Source organism: Pseudomonas azerbaijanorientalis, from assembly GCF_019139795.1.
GTDB lineage: Bacteria > Pseudomonadota > Gammaproteobacteria > Pseudomonadales > Pseudomonadaceae > Aquipseudomonas > Aquipseudomonas laurylsulfatiphila.
Genome location: NZ_CP077078.1, coordinates 1,176,370 through 1,198,024, shown reverse-complemented (window position 1 = coordinate 1,198,024; position 21,655 = coordinate 1,176,370). Strand labels below are relative to the sequence as shown.

Annotated in this window: 20 protein-coding genes; 7 read left to right on the top strand and 13 right to left on the bottom strand. The window is 61.3% G+C overall.

The genetic code is table 11. From position 1 onward, the window contains the following. Positions 1-23 precede the first annotated feature (23 nt). From KSS91_RS05245 to KSS91_RS05230, 4 genes are all read right to left on the bottom strand, one after another. A complete protein-coding gene (locus KSS91_RS05245) occupies positions 24-779 on the bottom strand; it encodes a class II aldolase/adducin family protein (protein ID WP_217837254.1) in 756 nt (251 codons plus the stop codon). Further along, the gene (locus tag KSS91_RS05240; RefSeq protein ID WP_126049411.1) at positions 776-1,726 is read right to left on the bottom strand and encodes a CobW family GTP-binding protein; all 951 of its coding nucleotides are present in this window, start codon (positions 1,724-1,726) and stop codon (positions 776-778) included. Before KSS91_RS05240 ends, KSS91_RS05245 begins: the two co-directional genes overlap by 4 nt. Then, on the bottom strand, positions 1,723-3,471 hold the full coding sequence (locus tag KSS91_RS05235; RefSeq protein ID WP_217837253.1) for an amidohydrolase: 1,749 nt from the start codon (positions 3,469-3,471) through the stop codon (positions 1,723-1,725). The genes KSS91_RS05240 and KSS91_RS05235 overlap by 4 nt, the downstream gene beginning before the upstream one ends. Before the next feature lie 80 nt (positions 3,472-3,551). After that, positions 3,552-5,156 (bottom strand): 5-guanidino-2-oxopentanoate decarboxylase, encoded by a 1,605-nt coding sequence (locus KSS91_RS05230; protein ID WP_217837252.1) that lies wholly within the window; start codon positions 5,154-5,156, stop codon positions 3,552-3,554. Positions 5,157-5,306: 150 nt separating this feature from the next. Here KSS91_RS05230 and KSS91_RS05225 point away from each other — a divergent pair, with 150 nt between their 5' ends. From KSS91_RS05225 to KSS91_RS05195, 7 genes are all read left to right on the top strand, one after another. Next, entirely contained in the window at positions 5,307-6,212 is a 906-nt protein-coding gene (locus KSS91_RS05225) for a LysR substrate-binding domain-containing protein (RefSeq protein WP_015093578.1), read from the top strand. A gap of 300 nt (positions 6,213-6,512) precedes the next feature. After that, positions 6,513-7,604 carry an ABC transporter ATP-binding protein gene (locus KSS91_RS05220; protein WP_217837251.1) on the top strand — a complete coding sequence of 364 codons (1,092 nt, stop codon included), beginning with the start codon at positions 6,513-6,515 and terminating at the stop codon, positions 7,602-7,604. 90 nt (positions 7,605-7,694) lie between these two features. Further along, a complete protein-coding gene (locus KSS91_RS05215; protein ID WP_217837250.1) occupies positions 7,695-8,807 on the top strand; it encodes an ABC transporter substrate-binding protein in 1,113 nt (370 codons plus the stop codon). 10 nt (positions 8,808-8,817) lie between these two features. After that, positions 8,818-9,690, top strand: coding sequence for an ABC transporter permease (locus KSS91_RS05210; protein WP_217837249.1), 873 nt, complete (start codon positions 8,818-8,820; stop codon positions 9,688-9,690). Positions 9,691-9,697: 7 nt separating this feature from the next. Continuing rightward, complete coding sequence (locus KSS91_RS05205; protein ID WP_015093575.1) at positions 9,698-10,525, top strand: ABC transporter permease; 828 nt, start codon at positions 9,698-9,700, stop codon at positions 10,523-10,525. A 300-nt stretch (positions 10,526-10,825) separates the two neighbouring features. Further along, positions 10,826-11,530, top strand: coding sequence for a hypothetical protein (locus KSS91_RS05200; RefSeq protein WP_007970398.1), 705 nt, complete (start codon positions 10,826-10,828; stop codon positions 11,528-11,530). A 398-nt stretch (positions 11,531-11,928) separates the two neighbouring features. Then, on the top strand, positions 11,929-13,359 hold the full coding sequence (locus tag KSS91_RS05195; protein WP_217837248.1) for an aminotransferase-like domain-containing protein: 1,431 nt from the start codon (positions 11,929-11,931) through the stop codon (positions 13,357-13,359). Between the two features lie 114 nt (positions 13,360-13,473). Here KSS91_RS05195 and KSS91_RS05190 read toward each other — a convergent pair whose 3' ends face one another. The 9 genes from KSS91_RS05190 to KSS91_RS05150 form a co-directional block, all read right to left on the bottom strand. Then, positions 13,474-14,274: an N-acyl homoserine lactonase family protein gene (locus KSS91_RS05190; RefSeq protein ID WP_217837247.1), complete on the bottom strand. Its 801-nt coding sequence runs from the start codon at positions 14,272-14,274 to the stop codon at positions 13,474-13,476. Between the two features lie 14 nt (positions 14,275-14,288). Then, positions 14,289-15,248 (bottom strand): diiron oxygenase, encoded by a 960-nt coding sequence (locus KSS91_RS05185; protein WP_217837246.1) that lies wholly within the window; start codon positions 15,246-15,248, stop codon positions 14,289-14,291. Positions 15,249-15,315: 67 nt separating this feature from the next. Continuing rightward, complete coding sequence (locus tag KSS91_RS05180; RefSeq protein WP_217837245.1) at positions 15,316-16,074, bottom strand: TauD/TfdA family dioxygenase; 759 nt, start codon at positions 16,072-16,074, stop codon at positions 15,316-15,318. 21 nt (positions 16,075-16,095) lie between these two features. Next, positions 16,096-16,968: a branched-chain amino acid aminotransferase gene (locus KSS91_RS05175; protein WP_217837244.1), complete on the bottom strand. Its 873-nt coding sequence runs from the start codon at positions 16,966-16,968 to the stop codon at positions 16,096-16,098. Positions 16,969-16,999: 31 nt separating this feature from the next. After that, the gene (locus KSS91_RS05170; protein WP_217837243.1) at positions 17,000-18,340 is read right to left on the bottom strand and encodes a KamA family radical SAM protein; all 1,341 of its coding nucleotides are present in this window, start codon (positions 18,338-18,340) and stop codon (positions 17,000-17,002) included. A gap of 32 nt (positions 18,341-18,372) precedes the next feature. Beyond that, on the bottom strand, positions 18,373-19,017 hold the full coding sequence (gene yfcF / locus KSS91_RS05165) for a glutathione transferase (RefSeq protein WP_217837242.1): 645 nt from the start codon (positions 19,015-19,017) through the stop codon (positions 18,373-18,375). 232 nt (positions 19,018-19,249) lie between these two features. Next, entirely contained in the window at positions 19,250-19,735 is a 486-nt protein-coding gene (locus KSS91_RS05160) for a cupin domain-containing protein (protein WP_217837241.1), read from the bottom strand. 84 nt (positions 19,736-19,819) lie between these two features. Continuing rightward, complete coding sequence (locus KSS91_RS05155; RefSeq protein ID WP_046040191.1) at positions 19,820-20,314, bottom strand: RidA family protein; 495 nt, start codon at positions 20,312-20,314, stop codon at positions 19,820-19,822. A 48-nt stretch (positions 20,315-20,362) separates the two neighbouring features. Next, positions 20,363-21,643, bottom strand: coding sequence for an ATP-grasp domain-containing protein (locus tag KSS91_RS05150; RefSeq protein WP_217837240.1), 1,281 nt, complete (start codon positions 21,641-21,643; stop codon positions 20,363-20,365). Positions 21,644-21,655 lie beyond the last annotated feature (12 nt).

Sequence of the window (21,655 nt, the reverse complement as noted above, 5' to 3'; positions counted from 1 at the left end):
GCTCAAACAACACAGGATCTGGATCAGTCGCGATAACCCGGCGCCACTCGATCCAGCATTCGCAACAAGGCCGCCCAGGCCAGTTGCATGGCATCCGGGTCATCGAACTCGCCCTCATCCAACGGCCGCCCCGGATCATTGAACTGCCGCTCGGTGTGCGCGCAGACCTCGTGCGACGGCAGAACAACTTCACCGGCAGCTTGCGCGGCCAACTGGATTTCGCAGGCTTTTTCCAGGTAGTACATGCGCAGGAACGCCTGGCTCACCGTTTCGCCCACCGTCAGCAACCCGTGGTTGCGCAGCATCATCACCGGCTTGTCGCCCAAGTCCGCCACCAGCCGTTGCTGCTCGCTCAAGTCCAGCGCCACCCCTTCGTAGTCGTGATAGGCAACACGGCCGTAGAACTCCATGGAAATCTGATTGACCGGCAACAACCCGCACTTCAACGCCGCCACCGCACACCCGGATTTGGTGTGGGTGTGCAGCACGCACTGCGCGTCTTCTCGAGCGCCATGGATCGCACTGTGAATCACGAAACCCGCCGGATTGACCGGGTACGGCGATGGCTCCACAGCGTGGCCATCGAGGTCGATCTTCACCAGGTTGGACGCGGTGATTTCGTCGAACATCAGCCCGTAGGGGTTGATCAGAAAGTGATGCTCCGGCCCCGGAATGCGCACCGAGATGTGGGTGAAGATCAAATCGGTCATGCGAAAGTGCGCAATCAGGCGGTAGCAGGCCGCCAACTCTTCACGCAGACGTTGCTCTGTCGATGTCATACCCCGGCAACCTCTTTCACAGTGCAATCTTCCAGCCCTTGCCCCAAGGCCTCCCAGCCATCGAAACCCCGGCGAGCGATGAACACCAGGCGTGTTGTGTTGGCCAGGGCGTCATCCAGCGCCGGCAGAAACTGACTGCGGGTGCCGACATGTTGCAGCCAGTGCGCCGTGCTGCCCGGCGTCAGCAACACCAGGCCTTTGACCCGGAACACATCACTGGGCAACGCCCTCAACCAGCCACGCAAGCACTCGACATCGAGGGCCGCGTTGCTCTGCCACAACCAGCTGCTGAACATCTCGCCGTGATCGCTATCGGACACCCGGGTCAGCGGTTTCTGCGCCCGAGGCTCAAGGTCCAGATCGGTATCCAGCCACAACGCATCGGGCAACTCGGCTTGCACACTTTCATGCACACGCGTTCGGGCGCCCAGTGCATCGCGCAAGGCCTGCAACTGCGCCGCGTCGACCAGATCGGTCTTGTTCAGCAACAGCAAGTCGGCAGCGGCCACCTGCGCCCGAGCCAGGCGCGCGTATTCACCGTCGAGTTGCAGATGGCGGGTGGCGTCGACCACCGTGATCACCATGTCCAGTTGCATCTGGCTGCGCAGCTGTGGATAAGCCAGGGTCTGCACGATGCGCTGCGGATCGGACACACCGCTGCACTCGATGACGATACGCTCCAACCTTGGTTCAAGCTGCGCCAGGCTGGCGAGTTGCGCCAGCAGGTCTTCCTGCACCGTGCAGCAGATGCAGCCGTTTTGCAGGCTGTACACCGCGTCGGTGACTTCGGAAACGATGGCCGCATCGATGTTCAGCTCGCCGAAATCGTTGACGATCACCGCCAGCCGACTGCCTTCGGCACGGCGCACCATACGGTTGAGCAAGGTGGTTTTACCGGCGCCGAGAAAACCCGACACCACGGTCACGGCGATACGTGGGGAAGTCATTCTGCCTTGCCCTCCAGCACCGGTGGTTCGCCCTGCCAGACGGCTTTGAGGCCGACCGTTTCCAGCGTTGAGTGGCGGTCGTAGACCAGTTGCCCTTCAACGAAGGTCAGCAGCACCTGGGTCTTGTGGATGTAGTTGCGTGCCGGTGCAGCGAACAGGTCGCGGTCGATGACGATCAGGTCCGCCGACTTGCCCACTTGCAGGCTGCCGGTGCTGTGTTCCAGGCCCATGGCCACGGCGCCGTTGCTGGTGATCACGGTCAGCGCCTGTTCGAGGCTGATCGGGTCGCCGAAGCACGCCGGGTCGTCGTTCCACGGGTTCTGCCGGGTGATCATGGTTTCCAGCGCCAGCCACGGGTCGATGGACGCCACCGGCCAGTCGGTGCCCATCACCGCAGTGCCGCCGGCGGCGAGCACGCCTTTGAAATCGTAGATGCGCTTGAGGCGTTCCTGGCCGTAACCGGAACGCGCACCGCTGGCGAACGGCGTCGGGTACCAGGCGGCCGGCGAAAACTCGGCGATGACATTCAGCTCCTTGAAGCGTGGCAGGTTGCCGGGGTGCAGCAAGGTGCTGTGGGCGCACTGGTGGCGCACACCGCTGAAACCGTTGCGACGACGGGCCTCGGCCACGGCATCGAGGAACACATCGGACGCGCCGTCACCGGTGCAGTGGGCGATCACGCGGATGCCCTTGCGGTCCATGTCCACCACCATGTCGGTGATGTGTTCCGGGGTCAGGTTGAGCTTGCCGCGCCAGCTCGATTCCTGCGGCCACGGGGTCAGCAGGTACGAAGACTTCGGCTCCACGGTGCCGTCGAAGTGGAACTTCACCGCGTTGGCGCTCAGACGCGCGCTGCGGTAGTAGTGACGTTCACCGGCCAGCAGCTCCCAGCGACGACGCACCGGGAAGATGTCGTCCTGCCAACTGATCGCCGCTTCGATGCGCACCGTCAGCTCGCCGCTGTCGTCCAGTTCCTTGAGGGCCTGCAAACGCTGTTCGCAGACGTGCACGTATTTGCTCGCCGTGACGCCACGCGAACTCTGGAAGTGCACGCCATCGCGGTAGGCGCGACGCAGTACGCTGACCGGTGTCGGTGGCATGGCGGCATGGATCATCGCGTAGGCGCCGTCGATCATCAGGCCGGTGGGTTCGCCGCTCAGCTCGTCACGCTCGAAATAACCGTTGCGCGGGTCGGACGTGTGGCGGTCGATGCCGGCCAGTTCCAGGGCCTTGGAGTTGACCATCATGGTGCCCCACATGCGGTCGAGCAGTGCCACCGGGCGGTCCGGCATGACGCTGTCGAGCCACTCGCGGCCCGGGGTCAGGCCGGCCTCACGGAAGGTGTAGCGCACCCAGTACTGGCCGTAGATCCAGCCGTCGCCGGGATGGCTGTCGGCGTAGGCGAGGATGCTTTCGCGCAGCTGCTCCGGGGTCGGGTCTTCGATGCCGACGTCGAGGTCATCGGCGTAGCGTGGTGCCAACGCGAGGTCGGGGTGCGTGTGCATGTCGTGCAGGCCCGGCATGCAGAATGCGCCTTGCAGGTCGTGCATGCGGGTGTTCGGGCCCTTGAACATCTCGATCTGGCCGAGGCTGGCGACTGCGATCAACTTGCCGTCGCGGATGGCCACGGCCTCGGCCCACGGGTTGGCCGGGTCCTGGGTGTAGATACGCCCGTTGGCGAGGATCAGGTCGGCGTAGGTCCCCTGCACGGAATGGGTAGAGGAAAAGTTATCGGACTCAGCCATGTAAGCCACCTTTGAGTTCAGGAGATTGAAAGGTCTGCCGACGTAGTGCGTGTCGGCGACCTGAAAAAATTGTTGTTGTTTTAGTCAGCCAGAAAGGTTGCGGCATCGACCTCGATCATCACCGGCTCATCGCTACTGCGGAGTTGCCCCAGCAGCTCGCACAAGCCGTCCAAATCCCGTGCCCGGTGATGGCTGACGTGGCAGCTTTGCGCCAGCGCAGCGAAGTCCGGCGTGAGGATGTCCACCCCCAGCAACGGCACCGCCTTGGCGTTCATGTAGTCGCGGATTTCGGCGTAGCTGCTGTTGTTCCACAGCAGCAGGATCACGCCGACGCCGGCCTCTTTGGCGGCGATCAGTTCGGCGCTGGAAAACTGCAAGCCACCGTCGCCGACCAACGCCACCACCGGTCGCAGGGGTTGGGCTAGCTTGGCGCCGATGGCGGCGGGCAAACCGTAGCCGAGGGTGCCGTAGCCGCTGCCGGCGTTGAACCAGCTATTGGGGGTTGGCGCCCGGTAGCCGAGGGCGCCCTGGTACACCGGTTGGGTCGAATCGCCGACGATCAGTGGCTGCGGCAAGTGATCGCGCAGGGTATCGAGCAGCGTTTGCATACGTGATTGTCTGGCGCTCCAGCCGGCGTGTTCGAGGGCGTTGACCTGGGTCACTCGCTCAGCCGCCCAGGCTGGATCGGCCTGGCGCTGCGGCAGTCGATCGAGCAACAACAGCAAGCCTTGCCCGGCATCGCCCAGCAAGCCGACCGTGGCCGCTTGTACACCGAGTATTTGCATGGGATCGATGTCCAGGCGAATCAGCGGTGCCTTGAACTGCACAGGGCCAAGACCGAAAAAGTCGTAGTCGGTTTCCCCGAGTTCGGTGCCGACGGCCAGCACCAGGTCGGCCTCGGCAAACAGTTCGCGACCATGGGCCGAGGACTGCACACCGTCGAGCAACAAAGGATGTTCGGGGGCCAGCAAACCGCGGGCATTGGTGGTCAGTGCCACGGGGGCCTGCAGGCGTTCGGCGAGTGCGGTCAGGGCTTCACTGGCCCGGCGCGCGCCACCACCGGCGAGAATCAAGGGACGCTTGGCGTTGTTGATCAGGGCCACGGCGTCATCGATGGCTTGCGCCGCCGGGGCCGGCGCGGCTGGCAATGAACGCGGGCGCAGGTCCAGCCCGTCGGCAGACATCTCCAGCACATCCAGCGGAATCTCGATGTGCACCGGCCGCGGCCGCGTACAGCCGAACAAGGCAAAGGCCCGTGCCAGCACTTCCGGCAATTGCGACGGGTGTTGCAGCGTATGGCTGAAGGCACAGACCCCGGCGACCAGCGCGCGCTGATCCGGCATTTCATGCAGGTGGCCATGGCCCAGGCGCAGGTGTTCGCGACGGTTGCAGGTGGAAATCACCAGCATCGGCACCGAGTCGGCATAGGCCTGGCCCATGGCGGTGATGATGTTGGTCATGCCCGGTCCGGTGATGATGAAGCACACTCCGGGCTTGCCGCTGGCACGGGCATAACCATCGGCCATGAACCCGGCGCCCTGCTCGTGGCGCGGGCTGATGTGCTTCAGGCGACTGCCGTGCAGGCCACGATACAACTCGACGGTGTGCACGCCGGGAATACCGAAGACGGTTTCAACACCATAGCCTTCCAGCAACTGAACGAGCGCCTCGGCACAACGGGTCATGCAGCACCTCTTGGATAAGGGGCCAGCTCGGCCCAACGACGAATGGGGCTAGTATTGTTGAATCAACCGATACAACAATCGATTTTTTTTGGCCTGACTGTTCGATTTACGTCACCATATCGACTGCTCAAAACCATAACGGGATGATTTATGCGTTTTCCTTCGATGACAGCCCTTCGTGCGCTGGATGCGGTTGCCCGTCTGGGTAGCGTGTCGGTCGCGGCCCGTGAACTGAACCTGACCCGCAGCGCCATCAGCCACCAGATCAGCAAGCTGGAGGAGTGCGTCGGTTTCGCCCTGACCGAGCGCATTGGCCGAGGCATCGGCCTGACGTATCAGGGCGAACGCTATGCGCGGGAAGTGCACGGGATTCTGTTGAACCTGCTCGACGCCGGGCAGTTGGTCGACGACCAGGAAATCTCTGGGCGGCTGTGCGTCAGTTGCGCGCCGGGGTTCGCCACCTATTGGTTGTGCCACCACATTGGTGCGTTTCTGCGCCAGTACCCGCAAGTGCAACTCCAGCTGATTTCACCCCGCACGCCGGATGACGTAAATAACCCGGCTGCCGACCTGTGCATCGCCTACGGGATTGGCGACTGGCCGGAAATGATCGTCGAGGAGATCGTGGCATTGCGTTTCTTCCCGGTGTGCAGCCCGCGCCTGATCAACGCCTTGGGCGGCCTGAAAAGCCCGCAGGAACTGAGCAGCTACCCCTTGCTGCACATGACCGACTACTCGGACTGGCGCGTGTGGCTGACCGCCGCGGGGGCTTCCGGGGTCAATGCGACGAGCGGCATCCTGTTCTCCGATGCGCACTGCGCCCAGTCCGCGTGCATTGCCGGCCAGGGCATCGCCATCGGTGACAACCTGATCAGCGGTGACGCGTTATCCAAGGGTTTGCTGGTGCGCCCGTTCGACATCACCATCGATTTGCACCGTGGCTACTACCTGGCGGCAGACCCGCAAAAGGCCGACCGCGCCGTGGTCCAGGCCTTCGGCAACTGGATCAAGACCCAGCTGCAATCGTCCCGTCAGACCTGGCAGGACACCCTGTAAAAGCACATCACATTCCCCTGTGGGAGCGAGCTTGCTCGCGATGAGGCCACCACAGTCACCATTGATGTCGCCTGATAAATCGCTATCGCGAGCAAGCTCGCTCCCACAGGGTAGAAGCTCTATTTCGGGGCCTCTGGCCGAGGCGAAATACACAGCTTATTTGTTCAATAAAACTAACCAATACGAGCAAAATAATTCCATTGATGTAGCGATATTTTTAACAATAATAAGCCCAAAGCCCATTTCGGATTCGCATCCGTCCTCGTACGTCTTATGGGCAATAAAAAGAGGAACCTCATTGTGTCCAGCCGTTCAGCGATCCAGCTCAGCGCTCAAGGTATCAGCCAGTATTACGGCCGTTTCGCGGCGCTGGATAACGTCGATCTCGACGTTCGCCAAGGTGAATTTCTTACCCTGCTGGGTCCGTCCGGCTCGGGCAAAACCACCTTGCTGATGATTCTGGCCGGTTTCCTCAGCCCGACCTCGGGCAAGCTGATGGAGCAAGGCGTCGACATCATCCGGCGCTCCGCCGAGAAGCGGAACTACGGCATGGTGTTCCAGGGTTATGCGCTGTTTCCGCACATGAGCGTGGCCGACAACGTGGCCTACCCGCTGCGCATCCGCAAAGTCCCCGCTGAAGAACGAAATCGCCGGGTCAAGCACATCCTTGAAGTGGTTGGCCTCAGTGCACACATGCACAAGAAGCCCGCCGAGATGTCCGGCGGCCAGCAGCAGCGCGTGGCGATTGCCCGGGCGCTGGTGTTCGAGCCGGAACTGCTGCTGCTCGACGAGCCACTGTCGGCGCTGGACAAGAACCTGCGCGAACAACTGCAAACCGAGCTGCAACGCATCCACCGTCAGGTCGGTACCAGTTTCGTGTTCGTCACCCACGACCAGAACGAAGCATTGGCGCTGTCCTCGCGCATCGCGATTTTCAACCACGGCAAGCTGACCCAGGTCGACACCCCGGAAAACATCTACAACCGCCCCGAGAGCCGTTTCGTCGCCGAGTTCCTGGGCAAAATGAACCTGTTCCCGCTGGACAACCTGACCCGCAACGGCCAGACCGCCAGCGGCCGCTGCGGCACCAGCGTATTGCATGCCCAGGCGCCGAACGCACTGAGTGCGGCACCGATCGTGCTGGCCGTGCGCCCGGAGCACATGGAGCTACACAGCGAGTGCCCGACCAGGGAGGGCTACAACGTGATGCCCGCGCAACTCACCGACAAGGTTTATCAAGGCTCCAGCACCCATCTGGCGCTCAAGGTCGGCGGCGACACGCTGCCGATCAACCTGTCCGTACCCGGCAATCACCCGGGCGCGTCGATGCCCGGCGGCGCGCCGGTGTGGCTGAGCTGGCCGGTGCAGCAAAGCTTCCTGCTTCAGGCCTGAACCCAAAAAAAATTGCGTCACAAAGCTCTCTTCCAATGACAACAACAAGGCTGGTGCCCATGCAGGCACCCGCTGACTGAGGACTTGCCCATGCGCCAGGATCACCAACAAGACTGCATCGAAGTGCTTATCGACAAGGCCCGCGACGGTCAGATCAACCGCCGCACCTTTATCCAGGCCATGGGCCTGCTGGCAGCGGTGCCCCTGGCGCTGCGCAGCGGCATCAGCTGGTCGGCGGACAAGCCGCTGGTGGTGGTCAACTGGGGCGGCGACGCCCTGAACGCATTCCGTTCGGCATGGACCGACACCTTCACCAAAAACACCGGCATCCAGGTGCGTATCGACGGTGCCGGCCCGACCGAAGGGGCCATCCGCTCGCAGCTGGCCAGCGGCCAACCGAGCTGGGACGTGGTCGACGTCGAGAGCTACAGCGCCATCGTGCTGGGCCGGGAAAAGATCCTGCAGCCACTGGACTACAACACCATCAAGCGCGATCAGGTGGCCCCGGCGCTCTCCTCCGATTACGGCATCGCCAGCTACCAGTTCAGCTACGTGATGGCCTGGGACAGCGAAAAATTCGGTGAAAACGGGCCCAAGACCTGGGCCGATTTCTGGGACGTGAAGAAATTCCCCGGCAAGCGCACGCTGTACAAGTGGATGAACGGCATGCTCGAAGCGGCGTTGCTGGCCGACGGGGTTCCAGCTGATCAGTTGTACCCGCTGGACGTGCCACGGGCCCTGAAGAAGATCGACGAGATCAAGCCGCACGTCCTGTCGTTCTGGAGTTCGGGTGCCGAGAGCCAGCAACTGATGGTCGACGGCGAAGTGTCGGTGGGCGCGATCTGGCACACCCGCGCCAAGCTGCTCAGCGAAGACACCGACAACCGCGTGCGCTGGAGCTTCGACAACGGCTTCATCAACTCCAGCAGTTGGGCGGTATTGAACGGCAACCCGGGCGGCACTCAACCGACCATGCAGTTCATCCAGCAAGCCTTGCAGCCTGAAGGCCAGCTCAAACTGTTCGAACTGCTGGGCAACGGGCCGTCCAACAGCGCCACGGAAAAGCTGATGTCGGCCAAGCAACTGGAAACCAACTGCGCCTCCGAAGAAAACCTGAAGAAGCAGATCGCTCTCAACGCCCAGTGGTACGCCGACAACTACTCCAAAGCTCTGGAAGAGTACCTGACGCGGCTGTCCAAGTGAGCCTGTGACCATGACCACCACCCTGACCTCGACCCTGACCGCCCCCAAGCCCCGCTTCAGCTCGCCGGGCCTGGAGCGCGCCCTGCTGCTGTTTCCACTGCCGGTGTTGCTGCTGGTCTTCTACGTGCTGCCGTTCCTCGGCGTGGTCGGCTGGAGCTTCTCGCTGCCGACGCCGGGCATCGAGCAGTACCAGCGCATCGCCACGGACCCGGCGATCCACGAAATGCTCTGGCGCACGTTGCGCCTGTGCCTGACCGTCAGTGGCCTGGCCTTGATGATCGGTTACCTGCTGGCCTACTGCTGGGTGTTCAGCCCGCCATTCTGGCAGCGCGTGGTGGAGATCTGCATCTTCATTCCGTTCTGGATTTCCGTGTTGGTGCGGGCCTTCGGCTGGTTGATCGCCCTGCGCAGCAACGGCGTGCTCAACAACGGGCTGATGGGCATGGGGTTGATCGACCAGCCGCTGCAACTGAGCCGCAATGAGATAGGCGTGGTCATCGGCATGCTCCACGTGATGATTCCGTATGCGGTGTTCCCGCTGCTGTCGACCATGCGTCAACTCGACCAGCGTGTGCTCATGGCCTCGCGCGGCCTGGGGGCCGGTGCCTTGCGCACCTTCTGGCAAGTGCTGCTGCCGCAGACCCTGCCGGGCATTCTGGGCGCGTTCATCATGGTCTTCGTGTTCTGCCTGGGCTTCTTCATCACCCCGGTGCTGTTGGGTGGCGGGCAAACGGTGATGATCGCCGAGTATGTGTTCCTGCAAATGTTCCAGACCAGCAACTGGGGCCTGGGCGCGGCACTGAGCGTGGTGTTGCTGGCCCTGGTCAGCGCGCTGATCTGGGTGCTGTTGAAAATGACCCGCGTCAACCGACTGGTAGGCTGAGATCACTATGAATACCCATCGCACAAGCCTGAGTACGCGGCTGTTGGCCGTGGTCGCCATGGCCTTCATGCTGTTCCCGCTGCTGACGGTCATTCCGGTGTCGTTCACCAGCAAGCGCTTCCTGTCGATGCCCGAAGGCAACTGGTCGCTGCGCCACTACGAAGCGCTGGTGAGCAACCCGGACTGGTTCCACGCCATCAGCCAGAGCCTGACCATAGCCTTCGCCACCAGCGTCATCGCCACCCTGCTGGCCGCGAGTTTCAGCCTTGGCATCTGGTACATGCGCTCCAAATGGGCCACGGCCCTGATCGGCCTGGTGCTGTTACCGATGGCGATCCCGCCGGTGATTTCCGCGCTGGTGCTGTACTTCATGGAGACCAAGCTCGGTCGTTTCGCCCCCGGCATGGGCTACGACACCCTGACCGGCGTGGTGATTGCCCACGTGATCATGGTGGTGCCGTACGGCGTGGTGACCATGCTGGTGGCCCTCAGCCAGATCGACCGGCGCATCGAACTGGCCTCGCGCAACCTTGGCGCCAGCCTGATGCAGACCACGTTCATGGTGATCCTGCCGAACCTGAAACTGGGTCTGGCCTCCACCGCCTTGCTGGGGTTTGCCCTGTCCTGGGAAGAAGTGGCGGTGACGCTGTTCATCACCAGCGTCAACGTCGACACCCTGCCCAAGCGCATCTGGAGCGGCTTGCGCGATAACGTCGACCCGAGCGTCGCGGCGATTTCGGTGTTGCTGATCTCGCTGACGTTGCTGGTGCTGATCGGACGGCTGGTGGTTCAGCATCTGGCGGATAAACGGGCGCAGAAACTCCTGCATCCGTAAGCACTTCAAAAAAAAGCCCTGCGCTTGCCATACAAGCGCGGGGCTTTTTTCGTTCAACCGCCGCCACTCCTGTAGGAGCGAGCCTGCTCGCGATGGTCTCAAGGGCACCGCGCTCATCCAGAATGAACGCGTTATCGTTAACGTCCATCGCGAGCAGGCTCGCTCCTACAGAAAGCAAAAACATGACCAGCCGCCTGTTGATCCGTGACAACGCGGCGTCGGTCCAATAGATTAGGCGGCCTGAAAAAGCCCCCGGGCTTTCTCGCCCCTATTCAAGTTCAAAGAAGTAGTGAAATTTCAATGTCCGATTCCAACACCGCTGAATCCGTAGTCACCTTGTCGTCCAAAGCGGAATACGAAAACTCCATCAATCTTTCACAACACGTACCCCAGGCGAAAACCATCAGCGAGATGGTGCTGGACGCTTTCCAGTCCACCCGCGAAAGTGATCAGATCCGCGAACTGCGCGCCGCCATTCGGCAGGCCCACGACAGCTTCGACGACGACAAGGCCTATGAACTGATGGGCCAGCTCAAGCAACTCAAGGACGCCGAAGCCGCCGACATCGCCGCGCTGGAAGACCTGAGCAGCAAGTTCCCGATCAGCCGCATCCTCTCCAGCTTCAAGGACGACCCGGCGTTCCAGGAAATCGTCTACGGCCTGGCCCTGAAGGTGCTGAACCAGACGCACCAGGCCATCAGCAACCCGAGCGGCGGCAAGAGCAAGGCCGCCAAGGCCAAGAAAGAAGTCGAAGTGTTCACCATCAGCAAGGACGGCATCAGCGTCACCCTGCCGCTGCGCACCCCGCGCTCGCGCCTGAACGTCGACCGTGAAGCCCTGGAGTTCCTCGGTTTCACCTTCGTTGGCGAAGGCGATGAGGCGGAACTGGAAAGCGAGACGTTCCTGGACAACAGCGGCGCCGAGCAAGCGGTCAACCGCAAGAACATCATCACCGCCCTGCAGCAGCAGACGGCGTTCGATGGGTACAGCATCGCTGCGCAGTAAAGCACCCCGTGGTGAGAGGGCTTGCCTGTGGCGAGGGGGCTTGCCCCCGTTCGGCGGCGAAGCCGTCGTAAACTCGGTGAATGCGGTTTTACTGAAAAACTCAAATAGCTTGATTGGGGCCGCTTCGCAGCCCAACGGGGGCAAGCCCCCTCGCCACAGGCAAGCTCCTCACCACAGGCCCCCTCCCCTCCCCATAGAGTCCTCAGCGACTGACTCAAGAGCCCCGCCATCCGTGCGGGGCTTTTTATTGCCCGTGATTCAGGCAAAACCGCGATTACTCTTCCAGTATCGACGCTGAACAACACTTCCCTTCACCCATGAGCACCACGGGTCCGCCTGCGGGGAGCGTCAACTCACTTTCCAGCCCAGACCTTGGTGGTGCAACTGCTGAGGTCATCATGAACACGACCCCTTTGTATCGCCAACTGGCCAATCACTATCTGGACGCTATCCGCAGCGGCACCTTGAAAACCGGTGAACGCTTGCCCTCGATCCGCTTGATGATGGAAAAACACGCCGTCAGCCTGTCGACCGCGGTGCAGGTGTGCCGGGAACTGGAAGATTGCGGCGTCCTGGAAGCCCGACCGCGTTCCGGCAACTACATTCGCCTGCCCGATACCTTGCCCAGGCCCACCCCGGTAGCCTCGGCGCCAGCGCTGGATACCAGCGCCTATGTCGGCATTCATCAACAGGTCTCAACGGTGCTCAAGGCCAGCCAGCGCGCAACGATCAAGGTCAATTTCGCCAGCGCCTACTGCGCGCCGGAGCTTTATCCGCTGAAGACCTTGCAAGACAACATGATCAAGTCGCTGCGCTACGACACCCGCCTGCTCGGCGCCGCGGGCTCGACCTGCGGCAACAGCGCATTGCGCCACCTCCTGGCGCGGCGGGCGCTGGCCAGCAAGACCCACCTGGCCCCCGAGCGGATCGTGATCACCAACGGCGCCACCGAAGCAATCAACCTGGCCTTGCGTGCAATCACCCGCCCCGGAGACACCGTGGCCGTGGAGTCGCCGACCTTCTACGGTCTGCTGCAAATTCTCGAAAGCCTGAGCCTGCGAGTACTGGAAGTCCCGGCCTCGGCCCACACCGGGCTCAATCTGGCGGCCCTGGAACTGCTGCTGCAAGGCCCTGAACGGGTCACGGCGTTGATCGTCATTCCCAACCTGCAAAACCCGCTGGGCAGCATCATGCCCGACGCCAACAAGGCACGCCTGGTGAAACTGTGCGCCGAGCACAACACCGTGCTGATCGAGGACGACACCTACGGCGACCTGGTGGACACCGAGCAGCCGCTGTCCACGCTCAAACATTGGGACTGCACCGACAACGTGATCTATTGCGCCTCGCTGAACAAAACCCTGGCACCGGGCATGCGCCTGGGCTGGATCAGCGCTGGCAAATGGCACGACCGTGTGGAGATGCTCAAGCACACGCAGTCGCGGGGGGGCGAGCTGTTATCGCAACTGGCGGTCAGCGAATTCATGCGCACACCCTCTTATGAACGTTACCTGCGACGGTTGAGGAAAACCCTGACCGGACAACGCGCGCAGATGAGCACGGCAATCGCCCGCTATTTTCCCATCGGCACCAGCGTGACCCACCCGCAAGGCGGCACGCTGTTATGGGTGGAATTGCCTCGCCGGCATTCATCCATGGCGTTTTTTCACGAAGCGCTGAAGGTCGGCATCCAGATTTCCCCTGGGGATATCTTTTCCAACACCGAGCGCTTCAATCACTTTGTGCGCATTGGCTGCGGCGCGCCGTATTCGCCACGGATTGATGAGGCACTGCAGACGTTGGGACGTATCCTGAAAGCTCAGGGTTAACACCGGTACTGTGGGAGCGGGCTTGCTCGCGAAGGCGTCTGTACGTTCAAAATTGATATGTCTGACACACCGCTTTCGCGAGCAAGCCCGCTCCCACAGGGTTTGAGGTGATCTTCAGATCGGGGGTTGGTGCAGACAAACGATATGCGGATCGTCATTCCAGTGCGCGAAGCGCTCGGCGATCAGCGGGTCGTGGCCGGGGATGACGTGGTCTTCACCATCGGCCAGGCGGTCGATCTCGGTGAAGGCTTCGAGGGTTTGCGCCAGGTCATCGAGGATCGGGAACGGACTGCGCTCACGAATGTTGACCCACAGATGCGCGGCATCCGAGGCCAGTACAATCCAGCCGCGCTCAGTGTTCACGCGCACCACCTGGCTGCCCGGCGTGTGTCCGCCCACGGGGTGCAGGGTCACACCTGGCAACACTTCGACCGTGCCGCTGTGCAAACGCATCCGCCCTTCGAACAGCGGCGGCAACGCCGACATCACGTCCTCGACTTCGTAGGTTTTGTTCACCGTGCGATGGGACATTTTCGGTCCGGTGCAAAAACGCAGTTCCGCCTCCTGCAAATGCACGGTCGCCTTCGGGAACAGCCCGAGGTTGCCGGCATGGTCCCAGTGCAAATGGGTCAGGATCAGGTGTTCGACCCGGGCCGGATCGATGTCCAGTTGCCGCAGGGATTCTTCCGGCAGGCGGTACATCTGGCGATTGCGCCGGTCCGCCGTGGCCGGTTGGAAACAGGTGTCGACCACGATCACCTGCTGCTCGTTGCGGATGACCCAGAAGTAGTAATCCAGCGGCATCGGCGCATTCGGATCACCGCAACAGGCGTCGTAGAGAAAATTCTCCCTGGCGGTGCGCTGGGCGTTTGCGCCGACACGGATGGCGAACACTTCGTACACAGGCATGGACATAGACACCTCCGGGCTCAGGCGGCCGCCGTGGTTTTGAGGGTCGGACGGAAGTCGAAATCGATCTGCTCGCTGATGCCCAGGTCCTGTGCCAGTTTATGCAGGCCGCTGTAGTCGCGCATGATGGTCGCGTTCTTGTTGCTTTCGCGGGTGTCGGCAATGATCAGTGCCGCCTCCTCGACCCCGAGCTGCGTCAGAATCGCCTCCCACATCGAATAGTCCTGAGCGACAAAGGCACTCAGCGCCACTGACAGGTTGCGTGCGAAAAATTCCCGCTGGGTCGGCTGCATGTTGGCGTACATGACCTTCGCCACTTCAGCCAGCACCTTGCTGTGAGCGTATTCGTCGCGGTTGTGCAGCTCGGCCACCCGGCGGTTCTGCGGCTGGATGGTCTGGTCATCCGCCAGCAAATCCAGATAGGCGTTGACGCTGATCTCGGCCACCACCGCAAAAGTGATCGCCGCCAGATCCCTCTGCCATTGCTCGGTCAGCTCTGCCTGCAAGGCCTTCAGGCGCAGGTAAGTGACGGACGGTGGCAGATCCAGATTCTGATCCAGCGCCCGCTCCAGCCTGGTCCGTTCGATGGCGCGCAGGTGCATCAGTGTGTGGTAGTGCTCGTCGATCAGGGTCTGTTGCATGGCCTCGCGAAAATGCCAGTCGTCCTTGCCCAGGTACTGATTGGCAATGACGCTGAGGGCCGGATTGACAATGTGTTCTTCGGCGGTGACGGTGCGCAGGTTGTAGCCGATCCAGCCCCAGGTCACCACGCTGCTTTTGAGCTCATCACTCAAGGCCTGGAATTTTGGGTGATGGAAAAACGGCACCATGCACTCCGGGTAATCCGGGCGCAGCGGGTCGAACTCTTCAGTGATCCGGGCCCTGTCCGGCGCACAAACGGAGGCGCGCCTGGTCCAGGCCTGGTTGAGCCGCACGATCAGTTGATGATCGACCTGGGCGATCTCGATTGCTGTTTGCATGACGCGATACCTGTAGGACGCGTACCCGCCAAGGGGTACGCCAGAAAAATGAAGGACGCCGGAAAAATCAGGCCAGCCAATAGCGGGTCAGGTTGCGCGCCGGATCAGTGTAACGACTGCGGGCGTGAATCATCCGCCAGTTGTCCCAAATCAGCAGGCATCCGTCGGGAATGAGCACAGGAATGTTGTGCTCGACGAAGTACGCCTCGCCGAGCGCGGCAAACCTGGCCAGCGGCGAGGTGCTGTTGGCGACCAGGGATTGTTGTAGAGCTTCCCTGGACGGGTTTACATCGCCGTAGTGAAACTGGTTGTAACTGAAACGGAAAATATCCCCGTCCTCCGTAGGCGTGAGGATGTACTCCTTGACCCGCCGTTGGCCCGGTTCACCCGGTTTGGCGGTGGCGACAAATTCGACCGGAGTGTCATCGAGCCATGCGCGCAGTTGCGGCTCGCTGCGTTCGAGGGCGCGGAGAAATTCAAAGCCGTCCACCAGCCCGGTGTGCCCGCCCCCGCACGTGGCCTGCTTATGGCAATGCAACGCCAGGTAACGGGGCGGCGGTCCGTACACCGGCGCCTCAGTGTGCGGGCCAATGCCGTTCATGCTCTGGGAATACGGCAAGTCTTCGTAGCCTGGCTTGCGGGTAATGGCAAAGGCCGTCTGGCCGTTGAACTGCGGAATGATCCGACCGAACGCCTGCAAGGTACCGGTGACATCATCGGCAAATTCGTCCGCAGTCAGCACAGTCCAGCCCAGCGTCGACAGTTCTTCATGGCGATGGCCGAGCAAAATGTAAGGTTGAGACGCAACAATCCCTTGATCCGACATGGTGAGATTCCTGGCAGGTGATCAGGCGTTTACGGTTGAGGTGTAGGCGGCAATGAAGTCGCGGCAGGCGTCGCCCGGTCGATAGCGCCGCTCATCGATGCTCTGCACCGGGGTGATTTCGGCGGCGGTGCCGGTGAGAAAACACTCGTCGAAGTCGCCGAGTTCCGTAGGCAAAATCGTCCGTTCGACCACCTGATAGTCCAACGCCCTGGCCAGTTCGATCACGGTTTGCCGGGTAATGCCGTTGAGAAAGCAATCCGGCAGCGGGGTGTGCAGCGTCCGGCCTTTGACGAAAAACACATTGGCGCTGGTGGCTTCGGCGACATGGCCGCGCCAGTCGAGCATCAACGCATCGTGGTACCCCGTGCTCTCGGCGTCGTGCTTGCTCAGCGTGGCGATCTGGTAGTGCCCGGAAGCCTTGGCCTCGAACGGGCTGCTGCAAGGTGGCGGGCGGCGCCAGCTCGCGGTTTTCAAGCGGATGCCGGCCATGCGCGCCGCCGGGTCGAAATAGCTCGGCCACTGCCAGCAGGCGATGGCCAGGTGAACACGGTTGAAGCGTGCAGAGGTGGAGATCATTTCACTGCCGCGCCAGGCCACCGGGCGCAGATAACCGTCGACCACCTTGTTGCGTTGCAGCAGTTCATGGCTCGCCGCCTCCAGTTCGGCCAGCTCATAGGGGATGGCAAAGTCCATCAGTTGCGCCGAGCGGTACAGCCGCTCGCTGTGCTCGCGCAGCTTGAAGATCCTGCCGTTGTAGACCCGCTCGCCTTCATACACGGTGCTCGCGTAATGCAGGCCATGGGTCAGCACATGCAACTGCGCCCGGGACCACTCGACGAACTCGCCGTCGAGCCAGATGACACCCTCGCGCTGATCAAACGGGATACTGCTCATTTCCATATCTCCCCATTGCTCATGAATTTTCCTACGCCGTTTCCAGTAACACCGGTATCAATTCCGGCACGGCAGAGAGCTCGGTCTGAAAGAAGAACGAACGCTCGCCGAAGGCCGGTTGCAAGTCGTCGAACCAGGTCGCTTGCGGATCGAAGCGCGCGTAGAACGTGCGCAACACCCATTGCGGATTGCGTGCCTGGAGGAACTGCAAGACGAAGACTTTTTCCCCGGCGACGGTCTCGATGCCGTTGATCAACACCTTGCCGTAGAAGGTGCTCATGGACGGCCCGCGCACCGTTCGCGCAAGCCCAGACACCGTGCGGTACGCCGCCTGGAAGATCTCGAAGGCCCGTGCCAGCGGCATCGCGAAGTAGTGGCTGGGGCCGGTGTCACGCTCGACGAACATGTAATACGGCACGGCCCCTAGCCGCACGCCTTCGGTCCACAGCGCGGCCCAATCGGCGGGGTTTTCGTTGATGTGGCGGATCACCGGCGCCTGCATGCGCAGTGTCGCGCCCGTCGAGCGGATGCGCTCGATGGCCTGGCGGGCAATGGCCTGGCGGATCTCCACCGGGTGGTTGTAGTGGCCCATGATCGACAGGTTTTTACCCACCGCGACGATGCGCCGGAACAGCTCCAGCAACTCGGGCGCATCCTTGTCGCTGACAAAACGCTGCGGCCAGTACGCCACCGATTTGGTGCCGATGCGGATGCTCTTGAGGTGTGGCAATTGCAGCAGCGGCTCGATGTAACCGGCCAGCGAGCGGGTGTTCATGATCATCGGGTCGCCGCCGGTAATCAGCACGTCCGTGACTTCGGTATGCACCCGCAGGTAACTGACCAGCTCCTGGGACTCTCGGGCGTTGAATTTGAGTTCTTCCTCGCCGATGAACTGCGCCCAGCGGAAACAGAAGGTGCAGTACGCGTGACAGGTCTGACCGGCACCGGGGAAAAACAGCACGGTCTCGCGGTACTTGTGCTGGATGCCCGGTAGGACTTTGCCGTTGAGCGTGACGCCGTTGTGGGTCAACTGTCCGGCCGGATGCGGGTTCATGCGCAGCCAGATCGCCTCGATCCGATGCTTGATCGCCGCGCTGTCATCCAGCTCGATCAGTTGTTTGAGCGAGGCGTATTCCTCTGGCAGCAACATGTCCTTGTGGGGAAACGTCATGCGAAAAACCGGATCGTCCGGAATGTTGTTCCAGTCAATCAGTGTGCCCAGCACGTATTCGTTGGTGCGAAACGGCATGACCCGGGCCACCACGGTCATGGCCTCCTGCAACGCCGGCGTCAGCTTGTGCCAGTAAGGCGTGTCGCGGATGGTGCGTGAGTTATAGGGTTTGTAGCGTTCGTGCTCCGACAGTCCTTGCATGGCCGCGCTCCTGGTGGTTGCCCTGAGTGTTGTTAGGCGATGGCCGGCGCTTTGCGCTCTATGTCCATCCACGCCCGGACGCTGTCGCGATCCCACTGGCGACGCACATAGGCTTGGAGCCGTGCCGGCACCGGATCGCCGTTGGCAACCAGGCGATTGAGCATGATTGCCAGGTCGGTGTCGGCAATGCTCCAGTCACCGAACAGATGCTCGGCGCCCTCCTCCAGCAAATGGTCGGAGACGAACAACAGGCGTTCGACGGCGGCTTGGGCCTCGTCGGACAGCGCGGTGTTTTTCTTGCCGAAATACACCAGGTCAAACGGGCGCTCCTTGCGCACCACCAGCAAGTCACTACGCAACCAGGCCTGCAATTGACGGGCGCGGGCACGCTGCTGGAGGCCTTGCGGATAGAGTTTTTTATGCCCCGGGCAGAGTTCATCGAGGTACTCGGCAATCGCCGAGGATTCCGACAAGGCAAAATCGTCGTGAACCAAGGTTGGTATTTTGCAGGTCAGCGAAAGATCGCGATAACTAGCCCCATAGTTCTCGCGCGATTTCAGATCAACCGTAACAAGTTCAAATGAAAGTTGCTTTTCGTTGAGCGCGACAAAAGCCGACATCGCAAAAGCGCTGACATGATCGGCGCCGACATACAGTTTTAGTTTCCTGTTTTCCATAGAGCACTCCATTCACTGACTGCAGGGATTAACGTGCATTGGAAGTGATCTTAGTTAGTTGAATGAAGGCTGAATAGATACAGAATTTGTCCGTTTCAATCGATACAGAAAGTGGCTCTTTACCGGCAGACACGCAGCCAAAAGCGCTGCAAATGGGAATACAGCGGCAGGCCTGTAAAACAAAAAAAGGGAGCCAACGAAGGTTGGCTCCCTGGGTTGATGCATTGGGAAATTACGGCTGGGTGGTGATCAGGCCATGGCTGTCGGCAAAGTTCGAGAGCAGTGCCATTTGTGGCATGTTGCTCATGTTCAGCATCGCCAGAGGCTCGTGTTTGCTGGTGTTGACGAAACCATGCCGGGTCCATGCCGGTACCAGCAGCACGTCGCCGCTGCTGACGTCGACCCCATCGGCATCCCCGAGAGTCAGCACGCCACTGCCACACTGGATAACGAACAGATGCCACCAGGAATGGGCATGACCGTTGAGCGTTACACCGGGGTTCAGCCATTGCATGGCGATCGCCATCCCCGGCGTCACTGCACAGCCGTCAATGCTCTTGTCATGAGCCAAGGCGACAATATCCACGTCGCTGGCCTCTAGGGTCTGACGCATTCCCGCCAACTCAGTGCCTTTCCACACCTTCGCACTTTGCTGTCGATGATGCAGGCTCTGACGAAAGTCCTTATATGAAAAAAACGCACCTTGAAAGTTATCCATTCGCACGTCCTTTCTTTTTATTTCCCACACTTTAGCGCTAAACCTTAAGTTATAGGGTTCAGCGCTGTAAAGTCTGGAATTAATTTACAAAACCGATGGACGCAGGGCGGCAATCATGTCCACTTCTATCGCGGCATTCTTGGGTAATTGATAAACACCTACTGTAGTGCGCGTATGTTTACCGGCATCGCCCAACACGTGGCTGAACACATCCGAGGCGCCGTTGGCCACTTCGCTCAAGTCGACAAAATCCGCCGTGGACTTCACATAGACCGTTACCCGGATCAATGACTTGATCTTGTCCAGCGAACCGATGGCATCGACGATCAACGCCAGCCCGCGCATCGCACTGATGCTGGCGGCCGCTTGCGCATCGGCCATGCTGAGGTCCAGCCCGACGCGGCCAGGGTAATGGATCTTGCCGTTCATGCGTGGCACCAGGCCGCTGATGTACAACTCATCGTGATGACGGATCAGCGGCGCGTAATGCCCGCCTGCGGTGTTTTCGCCGTAGATGTCATAGCCAAACTCTTTGGCCAGGGCGATGAAGCGTTCATCGCAGGTCATGTGCTGGATCATTGATCGAACCCTCTTGATCGGTAATGCAAAAAACGGGTGCTTGCGGGCTCAGCACACGGCGCGACTGGCCGGTGCCAGGCAAGTCACCTCAATGCGTGACTCAATCGACTCGGCCAGGCGCAACAGGTCGTTGCTCAGTTGCCCGTAGTCTTCGTTGAACAACACGATGTGGCCGACGAATGAGAAGTTGTCTTTGACCAACGCGCTGACCGAGTCACCGATACGTTTGGCGTACTGCCCTTCCACCATGTCGATACGCAGTGCGCGGGCCAGGGCCTCGATGTCTGGTGTTGCCCGCAGGATGCCGCCGGCTGGCGCTCTTAGCAGGCGAATGCCGCAGTAGCCGCGAGCCACCGGCTCATGCTGCTCGGTCTTGCCTTCCACCGCCCAGCGCACCCAGCGTTCCCACGGATCGAAATTGACGAAGGCGTGCTTGGCCAGGTCCCAGATGTGCATGCCGCCAGGGCGCATGTTGGTTTCCACGGCGCTGGTCAGGTTCTCGCGGCGCAGGAACACTTCGTTGTGCCAGGCACCGTTGTCCCCGGACACCAGACCCGCCATATGCCGACCGGCAGCCATCAAGCGTGCCTGAACCTGCGCCGCAAGCGGTGCAGGGACGACTTGCTGGATCTCGGCGCGGTAGGCGCCTTCGGTGGTGGTTTTTTCAGTCACCCAGGTGCTGCCGGCCACATAGTCCCAGCTGTATTCGCGGGCGTTCTGCACCAGTTCTTCAAGGACGATGCCGCCTTCGCGGTAGGGCTTGAGTGCGAGCCAGGCGTCATCGCATTCCGAAGGGTGATGGATCACGCGACAGCCTCGGCTCGCCCCTTCGCAGGCTGGCTTGATGAAGGCCTTGCCACCCAGTTCGACGACGCTCTGGCGCAATTCCGGCAGGCTTTCGATCCGCACGGAAAACACCGGCCGGTATTCTTCGGGGGAACGGCTGGCCGTGGCTTCAAGCCGGCGAAAGATCTGCTTGTCCAAGCCCGCCCGTGCTTCGTCCGGGGTAATGCCCGGCAGGCCGAAGTGAGTGGCCAGTGCTGCACCGAGCAGCACGCCGCGATCGGAGAACGGCAGTACGCCGATCAGCTTCCAGTTGTCGGCATTCAGGCACCCCACCACCAGTTCAAGGGACGCCGCCACGTCTTTCTCGGCCAGTGAAGTGCTGCAGACGTGATCGGCCACCTGGTCGTCATGGGGCTGAATCTTCTCGACCAGCAGGATGAGCCTGGCGTTGTAGAGCGACTTGCACAGCTCGCGCAATTTCTGGATGTCGTGAACCCGATTGCCGTTGTAACCGACCACTACCACGCATGAAGTCGTATTCATAATGCCCCCGAC

Coding starts and splice junctions, on each gene's coding strand:
- KSS91_RS05245 (WP_217837254.1), bottom strand. CDS start 779: ATGACATCGACAGAGCAACGTCTGCGTGAAGAGTTGGCGGCCTGCTAC.
- KSS91_RS05240 (WP_126049411.1), bottom strand. CDS start 1,726: ATGACTTCCCCACGTATCGCCGTGACCGTGGTGTCGGGTTTTCTCGGC.
- KSS91_RS05235 (WP_217837253.1), bottom strand. CDS start 3,471: ATGGCTGAGTCCGATAACTTTTCCTCTACCCATTCCGTGCAGGGGACC.
- KSS91_RS05230 (WP_217837252.1), bottom strand. CDS start 5,156: ATGACCCGTTGTGCCGAGGCGCTCGTTCAGTTGCTGGAAGGCTATGGT.
- KSS91_RS05225 (WP_015093578.1), top strand. CDS start 5,307: ATGCGTTTTCCTTCGATGACAGCCCTTCGTGCGCTGGATGCGGTTGCC.
- KSS91_RS05215 (WP_217837250.1), top strand. CDS start 7,695: ATGCGCCAGGATCACCAACAAGACTGCATCGAAGTGCTTATCGACAAG.
- KSS91_RS05210 (WP_217837249.1), top strand. CDS start 8,818: ATGACCACCACCCTGACCTCGACCCTGACCGCCCCCAAGCCCCGCTTC.
- KSS91_RS05205 (WP_015093575.1), top strand. CDS start 9,698: ATGAATACCCATCGCACAAGCCTGAGTACGCGGCTGTTGGCCGTGGTC.
- KSS91_RS05200 (WP_007970398.1), top strand. CDS start 10,826: ATGTCCGATTCCAACACCGCTGAATCCGTAGTCACCTTGTCGTCCAAA.
- KSS91_RS05195 (WP_217837248.1), top strand. CDS start 11,929: ATGAACACGACCCCTTTGTATCGCCAACTGGCCAATCACTATCTGGAC.
- KSS91_RS05190 (WP_217837247.1), bottom strand. CDS start 14,274: ATGTCCATGCCTGTGTACGAAGTGTTCGCCATCCGTGTCGGCGCAAAC.
- KSS91_RS05185 (WP_217837246.1), bottom strand. CDS start 15,248: ATGCAAACAGCAATCGAGATCGCCCAGGTCGATCATCAACTGATCGTG.
- KSS91_RS05180 (WP_217837245.1), bottom strand. CDS start 16,074: ATGTCGGATCAAGGGATTGTTGCGTCTCAACCTTACATTTTGCTCGGC.
- KSS91_RS05175 (WP_217837244.1), bottom strand. CDS start 16,968: ATGAGCAGTATCCCGTTTGATCAGCGCGAGGGTGTCATCTGGCTCGAC.
- KSS91_RS05170 (WP_217837243.1), bottom strand. CDS start 18,340: ATGCAAGGACTGTCGGAGCACGAACGCTACAAACCCTATAACTCACGC.
- yfcF (WP_217837242.1), bottom strand. CDS start 19,017: ATGGAAAACAGGAAACTAAAACTGTATGTCGGCGCCGATCATGTCAGC.
- KSS91_RS05160 (WP_217837241.1), bottom strand. CDS start 19,735: ATGGATAACTTTCAAGGTGCGTTTTTTTCATATAAGGACTTTCGTCAG.
- KSS91_RS05155 (WP_046040191.1), bottom strand. CDS start 20,314: ATGATCCAGCACATGACCTGCGATGAACGCTTCATCGCCCTGGCCAAA.
- KSS91_RS05150 (WP_217837240.1), bottom strand. CDS start 21,643: ATGAATACGACTTCATGCGTGGTAGTGGTCGGTTACAACGGCAATCGG.